General features: G+C 64.8%; 7 protein-coding genes. All 7 read left to right on the forward strand.

All coding sequences use genetic code 11. The annotated features are described in order from the left end of the window. Positions 1 to 1,665, forward strand: a 1,665-nt coding sequence (locus tag VKP01_RS11850) for an ABC transporter ATP-binding protein (RefSeq protein WP_324412531.1), incomplete at its 5' end; no start/stop codon positions are given. Positions 1,666 to 1,927: 262 nt separating this feature from the next. Then, positions 1,928 to 2,467 (forward strand): ubiquinol-cytochrome c reductase iron-sulfur subunit, encoded by a 540-nt coding sequence (petA, locus tag VKP01_RS11855; protein ID WP_324412533.1) that lies wholly within the window; start codon positions 1,928 to 1,930, stop codon positions 2,465 to 2,467. Positions 2,468 to 2,524: 57 nt separating this feature from the next. Continuing rightward, positions 2,525 to 3,796: a cytochrome b/b6 gene (locus tag VKP01_RS11860; RefSeq protein WP_324412534.1), complete on the forward strand. Its 1,272-nt coding sequence runs from the start codon at positions 2,525 to 2,527 to the stop codon at positions 3,794 to 3,796. Positions 3,797 to 3,873: 77 nt separating this feature from the next. Further along, complete coding sequence (locus VKP01_RS11865; RefSeq protein ID WP_324412536.1) at positions 3,874 to 4,749, forward strand: cytochrome c1; 876 nt, start codon at positions 3,874 to 3,876, stop codon at positions 4,747 to 4,749. Between the two features lie 232 nt (positions 4,750 to 4,981). After that, entirely contained in the window at positions 4,982 to 5,866 is an 885-nt protein-coding gene (locus tag VKP01_RS11870) for an MBL fold metallo-hydrolase (protein ID WP_324412538.1), read from the forward strand. A 50-nt stretch (positions 5,867 to 5,916) separates the two neighbouring features. Next, positions 5,917 to 8,340 carry a xanthine dehydrogenase molybdopterin binding subunit gene (gene xdhB / locus VKP01_RS11875; protein WP_324412541.1) on the forward strand — a complete coding sequence of 808 codons (2,424 nt, stop codon included), beginning with the start codon at positions 5,917 to 5,919 and terminating at the stop codon, positions 8,338 to 8,340. Further along, positions 8,337 to 8,747, forward strand: a complete 411-nt coding sequence (locus tag VKP01_RS11880) for an XdhC family protein (RefSeq protein ID WP_324412543.1) — start codon at positions 8,337 to 8,339, stop codon at positions 8,745 to 8,747. Before xdhB ends, VKP01_RS11880 begins: the two co-directional genes overlap by 4 nt. Positions 8,748 to 8,989: the final 242 nt, after the last annotated feature.

Genomic DNA, 8,989 nt, shown 5'->3' on the forward strand with positions numbered 1-8,989 from the left:
CTGTATCTGCTCGTCGGCTGGTTCGTGGACCTGCTGTCCACCGCCGATCCGCAGACGGTCTACACCGATCACGGCACGGCGCTGTTGCTCGCGGCGTTCGCCGTCATCGTGATGCGCCCGCTCTTGCATGTCGCCCATGACATCGTCACCAACCAGGTGATCGTGCCGCAGACCACCAACATGATCCGCTGGCGCACCCATTCCTATACGATCGGCCATGCGCTCGGTTATTTCCAGGGCGATTTCGCCGGGCGGCTGGCCAACCGGATCGTGCAGGTCGGGCCGGCGGTGCGCGAGATCGCGGTGACCCTGCTGGACACGCTGCTCTATGTCGGCATCTTCGCCATCACCGCCTTCCTGCTCTTCTCCTCGATCAGCCTGTGGCTCGCCCTGCCGATGGCCTTGTGGATGATCGGCTACGGGTTACTCCTGCGCTATTTCATCCCGCTGGCGCGCGATCGCTCCCTGAAGAACGCCGATACCCGCTCCGTGCTGGTGGCACGGGTCGTGGATAGCTATACCAACGCGCTGACGGTGAAGCTGTTTGCGCGATCCGAAGACGAGCGCGCATCCGTGCGCGAGGCGCTCGCGCGCAATACGCGTGCCTTTCTCGATCTGGGGCGTGTGATCGTGGCCTCCGCCGGAACGCTCGCGGTGATGAATTCGGCCCTGCTCGCCGCCATCGCCACGCTCTCGCTGATGCTATGGCGCGAGGGCGCGATGTCGACCGGCGAGGCGGCGGCGGGGCTCGCGCTCGTCATGCGCATCCTCGCCATGTCGGGCTGGGTGATGCGCTCGGTGCGCGGCGTGTTCGAGAATGTCGGGGTGGTGCAGGAGAGCATGCGCACCATTGCCCAGCCGCACAAGGTGACTGATACGGCGGCCGCGCGCCCGCTCGAGGTGTGTGACGGCGCAATCCGCTTCGAGGACGTGACCTTCCATTACGGCGGCGAGGCGGAGGTTCTGGAGCACTTCGACCTGGCCATCGCGTCGGGGGAGAAGGTCGGGCTGGTGGGGCCGAGCGGGGCGGGAAAATCCACCATCGCTTCGCTGCTCCTGCGCCTGCACGATCTCGAAGGCGGGCGCATCAGCATTGACGGGCAGGATATCGCCCGCGTCACCCAGGACAGCCTGCGCGCGCAGATCGGCGTCGTGACGCAGGACACCTCGCTCCTGCATCGCTCGATCCGTGACAACGTCCTCTACGGACGCCTCGACGCCACGCAAGAGGAGGTCGAGCGCGCGGCGAAGCTCGCCCATGCGCATGAATTCATCATGGCGCTGGAAGATCATCGCGGACGGCGCGGATACGACGCGCATTCGGGCGAGCGCGGGGTGAAGCTCTCCGGCGGGCAGCGCCAGCGCATCGCCATCGCGCGGGTGATTCTCAAGGATGCGCCGATTCTCGTGCTCGACGAGGCGACATCGGCGCTCGATTCGGAGACGGAGGCCGCGATCCAGGATTCGCTGGAAAAACTGATGCAGGGCCGCAGCGTCCTCGCCATCGCCCACCGGCTGTCCACCATCGCGGCGCTCGACCGCCTGATCGTGCTCGATCAGGGCCGCATCGTGGAACAGGGGACGCATCACGAACTGCTCGCGCGCGACGGCCATTACGCAAGGCTCTGGGCGCGGCAATCCGGGGGCTTTCTGGAGGTGGCCTGAAGCCGTCGCCGGAAAGCCACGCCAGGTAAAAATCGTTCAAAACCGGATTTGCTGGACCGATTAGGCATTCCTGCGCTATGGACACGGACGCGCGAGCGTGTCAAAGACCGCGCCGCGTGGCGACGCCGGGTCGCATTGCCGGCGCGTGGGGGCTCGTGCATGTAACATCGTGCGAATTCTCACGCTTATGTGGAACTCTGGCGAAGCCGGAGCGCGGCCCTCGACGCGTTCGATTTGTGGAAACTGATGCCGGGAGAGTGACGTGGCTGAGACCACCCCGACCGCCGAACCGACAAGGCGCGACTTTCTGTTCATTGCCACCGGCGCCACTGCGGCGATCGGTGTCGCCGCCGTTGCGTGGCCCTTCATCGCGCAGCTCGCACCCGATGCCGAAGTCATCGCCGCCGGCGCACCGATCGAAGTCGATCTGTCGCCGATCGCCGAGGGCCAGATCGTGCGCGTGTTCTGGCGCGATGCCCTGATCTTCGTCCGTCATCGCACGGTCGAGGAGATCGAGGCGGCGCAAGAGACGCCGCTGTCCGATCTGATCGATCCGGAGCCTGATGCCGATCGCGTGGTCGAGGGGCGGGAGCAGTGGCTGATCATTTACGGCAACTGCACCCATCTCGGTTGCGTGCCTCTGGATTTCCAGGGGCAGTATCGCGGCTGGTTCTGCCCGTGTCATGGTTCCGTCTTCGATACGTCCGGGCGCGTCCGCGTCGGCCCGGCGCCGATCAATTTGCCGCTTCCGCCCTACGAATTCGTCGATGATACGACGATCATCATCGGCGAAGAGGCCTGACGGGTTCGCATCAGACGGGCCCTATGGTGGGCACGCAAGTTCTAGCAGGCGAGACAGATGAGCACGCATTCCCCTTCCTATGTCCCCAAGAGCGCCGGCGCCAAGTGGCTGGAAAGCCGCTTGCCGATCATCGGGCTGGTGCATTCCTCCTTCGTGGCGTTCCCGGTCCCCCGGAACCTCAACTACATGTGGACCTTCGGCGCGATCCTGATGATCGTGCTGGTTCTGCAGATCGTCACGGGCATCGTTCTGGCGATGCATTACACGGCCAATGCCGAACTGGCCTTCTCGTCAGTCGAGCACATCATGCGTAACGTGGAATACGGCTGGTTGATGCGTTACCTGCATGCAAACGGCGCCTCGTTCTTCTTCGTCGCCGTCTATATCCACATGTTCCGCGGTCTGTATTACGGCTCCTACAAGGCGCCGCGCGAGGTCCTCTGGATTCTTGGCGTGATCATCCTGCTCCTGATGATGGCGACGGCCTTCATGGGCTACGTGCTGCCCTGGGGCCAGATGTCCTATTGGGGTGCCACCGTGATCACCAACCTGTTTTCGGTGATCCCCGTCGTCGGCGATACCATTGTTTCCTTCCTCTGGGGCGGCTACTCAGTGGGCAATCCGACGCTGAACCGTTTCTTCTCGCTGCATTACCTGCTCCCCTTCATGATCTTCGGCGTGGTCCTGCTCCACGTCTGGGCGCTGCACGTGCCGGGTAACAACAATCCCGCCGGAATCGACGTGAAGACCAGGAAGGACACCGTGCCCTTTCACCCCTACATGACGGTGAAGGACACATTCTCGGCGGTGCTGTTCATCATCGTGTTGTCGTGGTTCGTCTTCTACATGCCGAACTATCTGGGCCACGCGGACAATTACGTGCCGGCCAACCCGTCGGTGACGCCCTCGCATATCGTGCCGGAATGGTATTTCCTGCCCTTCTACGCGATCCTGCGGGCGATTCCGAATGCGTTGCTGGGCGTGATCGCCATGTTCGCATCGATCGCGGTGCTGGCCTTCCTGCCCTGGCTCGACACCTCGCGTGTGCGTTCCGGCGCCTATCGTCCGCTCTTCAAGCTGTTCTTCTGGCTCTTTGCGATCGTCTGCATCGGGCTCGGCTATCTCGGAGCGATGCCTGCTGAAGGGGCCTACGTGGTCTGGGCACGTATCCTGACGGCGCTCTACTTCGCGCATTTCCTCGTCTTCCTGCCGCTGCTCGGTCTGCTCGAAAAGCCGAAGTCGCTGCCGAATTCGATCGCGGAATCGGTGCTGAAGAAGAGCGGATCGGGCATGCCGCAGGGCGCAGCCGCAAAGCCTCAGGACGCGTGAGGTCAGCCACACCTGACCGCGCCCCTTCACAGGCGGCGCGGTCGCGACGGGAATGACAAGAATCAGGGTTCGTGACAATGAAGAAGACCCTCCTCCTCGCTGGCGCATTCGTCGCCGCCCTCGCTCTGCCGAGCGGCGCGGCCCATGCAGCCGGTGAATATCTGAAACCGCCGCTTCAGGACTGGAGTTTCTCCGGGCCGTTCGGCACCTTCGATCGCGAGCAGCTGCAGCGCGGCTTCCTCGTTTTTCGCCAGGCTTGCTCTTCCTGCCATGGTCTCGAATACGTCTCATTCCGGAATCTGGCGGAGCCGGGCGGGCCTGAATTCAGCACCGGGCAGGTCGAAGCCTTCGCAGCCGAGTTCCGCATTCCGGATGGCCCGGATGCGTCCGGCGAGATGTTCGAGCGTCCGGGTGAACTGTCCGACCGCTGGATCAGCCCCTTCCGCAACGAGCGCGAGGCGGCGGCGGCGAATGGTGGCAAGGCTCCGCCGGATCTCTCCGTGATGGCCAAGGCCCGCACCTTCGAGCGCGGCTTCCCCTGGTTCATCACCGACATGTTCACGCAGTACAACGAAAACGGTGTCGACTACATCGCCGCCTTCCTCAAGGGCTTCGAGGAGCCTCCGGCGGATATGGAACTGACACCGGGAAATTACTACAACCCGTATTATCCCGGCCAGATCGTCGCCATGCCGAACGTCCTGTTCGATGGCGTCATCTCCTACACGCCGGAAGGTGCCAACCGTCCGGTTGCGCCCGAGACGGTGGAGCAATATGCCAAGGACGTGACCGCCTTCCTGATGTGGACGGCGGAGCCACATCTCGAGCAGCGCAAGCGCATCGGCTTCCAGGTGATGCTGTTCCTGATCGTCTTTGCCGGTCTGCTCTACTTCACCAAGAAGAAGATCTGGGGCCGCCTCGGCGAGGAAGGCGCACCGGAATTCCGCGCCTGATCGGCGCAGCCACGACCCTGAAGACTGCCCCCGGATGCTGCAAGGCATGCGGGGGTTTTCTTTTGCGACACCGGCGGGATCCGTGCTGAGCGCATGAGGCGACTCGCGCATTGGTCGCTTGGCGGATTTGCGCGCACAGGTATTGACAATCCCTCGGGCTCGGCGACCCTCGCAGATACGCCATCAATCGCGCCGAGCATGAGCCGGCGCGGCGATCCGAGGAGGACGACGCATGAAGCCGCAACCCGCGCCCACTCCCGCCTTCGTCACGCGCCTCGGCGATGCGACCATTGCCGGTGTCTATGACGGCAAGCGGGTGATGCCGCTCGCCGACAGCTTCGTCGCCAATGCGCCCCGCGCCACGGTGGCTGATGCGCTCGCGGCTGGGATGCGTTCGCGCGATACCATCGAGATACCGTTCACGCCGCTGCTGCTGCGCCTTGATGACCGGCTGGTTCTTTTCGATACCGGCAACGGCCCGCAGGCGGAGGGGACCGGGTTCGGGCTGCTCCTGCCCAATCTGCGCGCCATCGGCGTCGCGCCGGAGGATATCGATACGGTCGTGATATCGCATTGTCATGGCGACCACGTGAACGGCCTGCGCGACGCCTCCGGCCAGCCGCTTTTCCCGCAGGCGCAGGTCATGGTGCCGCGGCGCGATCTCGCTTACTGGCTCGATGCCGACGAGGCGGCGCGGGCGCCTGAATTCTGGCAGGGTAATTTCGCCAATGTTCGGCGCATCTTCGACAATCCCGCCCAGCCGGCGCTGGCGCTCCTCGAATACGAGGATGGCGACGAGATCGCCGCCGGCGTCACGGCGCTGGCGGCGCATGGACATTCGCCGGGTCACATGGCGTTCAGGATTGCTTCCGGTGACGCTGCAATGCTGCTGATCAGCGATGCCGCGCATCTGCCCGAGCTGTTCGTACGTCATCCCGACTGGCAGCTGATGTTCGACATGGATCCTGATGCCGCAAGGGAAACGCGGATGCGCCTGCTCGACATGGCCGCCCGGGAGGAGCTCCCCGTCGCTGGCTATCATTGGGGCCTGCCCAATATCGCGCGGGTACGCCCTGACGGCGAGGGCTTCGCATTCTCGCGCTTGCCATTCCCCTGAGGCAGCACTCTGGCATCAGCGCGAAATCGCATTATCCTCAAGGAAAACAGATGACGGGTTCGGCGATGGATGGCGTGAAGACGGGGCAAGGTGAGGGCGATACGGATAGCGTGGCGGGTGATGTGTCGCGACCCCTGCGGCATGTACGCCAGGCGTTGCCGCATGATTCGGCCCTGCGGCACGTGCAGGGCAATGCGCACTATATCGACGATATCCGCGAGCCGGAGGGCACCCTGCATATCGCCATCGGCATGGCGCCGAAGGCGCGCGGGCGCATCATCGCGCTCGATCTCGCCCCTGTGCGCCAAGCACCCGGTGTCGTGGCCGTCCTCGCCGCTTCCGACATACCCGGCCCCAACGACGTCTCCCCGGCCATGGGCGATGATCCGATGTTTGCCGAGGGTCGCGTCGATTTCCACGGCCAGGCGCTCTTTGCCGTTGTCGCCACCACCCGTGACGCCGCCCGGCGCGCTGCGCGCAAGGCGCATGTCGAGATCGAAGCCGAGCGGCCCTCCGTCACCGTCGAGGATGCCGAGGCGCGCGACGAGACCGTGCTGGCAGATTATGGCTTCGGGCGCGGCGATGCCGCTGCCGCGATCGCGCAAAGCCCCCACAGGCTGAGCGGATCGCTGCGCATCGGCGGGCAGGAGCATTTCTATCTGGAAGGGCAGGCCGCGCTCGCGGTGCCCGGCGAGGAGGGCGATATCCACGTCACCTCCTCCACGCAGCATCCCACCGAAGTCCAGCACGTGATCGCCCGGGTGCTCGCCCTGCCCGATGCCTATGTGACCTGCGAGGTGCGCCGCATGGGCGGCGGGTTTGGCGGCAAGGAGAGCCAGGCCACGCAATGGGCCGCGATCGCAGCGCTCGGCGCGAGGGTCACCGGGCGGCCCTGCAAGATCAGGCTCGACCGCGACGACGATTTCGCCCTCACCGGCAAGCGCCACGACATGCGCTGCGATTACGAACTCGGCTATGATGATGATGGCGTCATCCAGGGCTACAAGGTCGCGCATCTGGTGCGTTGCGGCTATTCGGCGGATCTGAGCCAGGGCGTGGTCGACCGCACCATGTTCCATTCCGACAATGCCTATTATCTTCCTGCCGTGCGCATCGACACACGCCGGCTGAAGACGAATACCGTCTCGAACACCGCTTTTCGCGGGTTCGGAGGGCCGCAGGGCATGCTCTCGATCGAGCGCGTCATGGACGAGATCGCCTGGGCCACCGGGCGCGATCCGCTGGATGTGCGGCTGGCCAATCTCTATGCGGCGGGGCGCGACATCACCCCCTATGGCCAGAAGGTCGAGGATCCGCAGATCATGCATGCGATGATCGCGGAGCTCGCCGAGAGCGCCGATTATCGCGCGCGGCGGGCCGAGATCGCGGCCTTCAATGCCTCCTCGCGAATCCTGAAGAAGGGGATCGCGCTTACCCCGGTGAAATTCGGCATCAGCTTCACCCTCATGCATCTCAACCAGGCCGGGGCGCTGGTGCATGTCTATCAGGACGGCTCGGTGCATCTGAACCATGGCGGCACCGAGATGGGCCAGGGGCTCTACATGAAGGTGGCGCAGGTGGTGGCGGAGGAATTCGGCATCGCCCTGGAGCGGGTGCGCATCACCGCGACGACCACCGCGAAGGTCCCCAACACCGCCCCGACGGCGGCCTCTTCCGGCTCCGATCTCAACGGCATGGCCGCGAAGGTCGCCTGCGAGGCGATCAAGGGCCGCATGCGCGCCTTTGCCGCCGAAAAATACGGCGTACTGGCAGAGCAGATCGATTTCCGCGACGACCGCGTCTTCATCGGCAATGAGAGCGTCAGCTTTCCCGAGCTCGCCCGCGCCTGCGTGATGAACCGGGTGCAACTCTCCGAGGCCGGTTTCTACCGTACGCCTGAAATCTGGTGGGACCGGGAGAAGGCGCAAGGCAAGCCGTTTTTCTATTTCGCCTATGGCGCGGCCTGCGTCGAGGCTGTGATCGACACGCTCACCGGCGAGAACCGCATCACCCGCGTCGATATCCTTCACGATGTCGGGCAATCGCTCAATCCGGCGGTGGATATCGGCCAGATCGAGGGCGGGTTCGTGCAGGGCATGGGCTGGCTGACGACGGAAGAGCTCGTCTATGACGGCGAGGGGCGGCTGCGCACCCACGCCCCCTCGACCTATAAAATCCCCGTCGCCTCCGACGTGCCGGAGCATTTCAAGGTGACGCTCTATCCCAATGCCAACCGCACGCAGACGATCTACCGTTCCAAGGCCGTGGGCGAGCCGCCCCTGATGCTCGCCAATGCCGCCTTCTGCGCCATCACCGATGCCGTGCGCGCGGTGGCTCCGGAAGGCGCGCGCATCCCCCTCGACGCGCCGGCAACGCCCGAGGCGGTGCTGCGGGCCTGCGCGGCATTGCAGGGTGAGGCGCTGGATGGCGGGGCGCGGGAGGGTGAAGATCCGGAGGCGGGAGTGCAGCCGTGAGCGGGGCGGCGAACCCCTTCGCCCGCCTTGCGGCGATGGTGGAGGAGGCCGGCGCGGCGGCTTTTGCGCGCATCCACGCCGTCAAGGGCTCCGCCCCCCGCGAAGCCGGCGCCTGGCTGGCCGTCCGCCCCGACGGCGCCTTCGCCGGCACGATCGGCGGCGGCCGCCTCGAATGGGACGTCCTCACCGATTGCCGCAAGGCCCTGGAGGCTGGCCGAGGCCCCGCGCTCTTCCTCGACTACGCACTCGGCCCCGATCTCGGCCAATGCTGCGGCGGAAGGGTGATGCTTTCGATCGAGACCTTCGACGGGCGCGATCTGGAGGATCTGCGCGCACTGGCGGGGATTGAGGGGCGTGTTGAGGTGCGGTGTCGGGTGGATGAGGTGGGAAGGGTGATGCGGGGGTGAGGGAATTTTCCGCATGCGCGACCGGGGATCGCGTAACGTGATCTGTTCTTGAATCCGGTTCCCCATTGCCCGGCAGCATGCCCTTTCCGCAGTTTGCTCAACCGAACCCGACACATTTGTTGCAGGAGGCGAGGACAGGCTCGAAACAGGCAGTGTTTGTATATGGTCAGGCTTGTGTCAGTGATCTGAGCAATAACGCGGATCATTTGTGTGACGAGCGCAGATGTCCGGTTGACGCGTTT

It is taken from the genome of Saliniramus sp. (assembly GCF_035311605.1).
In the GTDB taxonomy this organism is placed as follows: Bacteria; Pseudomonadota; Alphaproteobacteria; order Rhizobiales; family Beijerinckiaceae; genus Saliniramus.

What these genes read in the sequence shown, in the direction of transcription:
- VKP01_RS11870 (WP_324412538.1), top strand. Translation starts at nt 4,982, where the DNA reads ATGAAGCCGCAACCCGCGCCCACTCCCGCCTTCGTCACGCGCCTCGGC.
- VKP01_RS11860 (WP_324412534.1), top strand. Translation starts at nt 2,525, where the DNA reads ATGAGCACGCATTCCCCTTCCTATGTCCCCAAGAGCGCCGGCGCCAAG.
- VKP01_RS11865 (WP_324412536.1), top strand. Translation starts at nt 3,874, where the DNA reads ATGAAGAAGACCCTCCTCCTCGCTGGCGCATTCGTCGCCGCCCTCGCT.
- xdhB (WP_324412541.1), top strand. Translation starts at nt 5,917, where the DNA reads ATGACGGGTTCGGCGATGGATGGCGTGAAGACGGGGCAAGGTGAGGGC.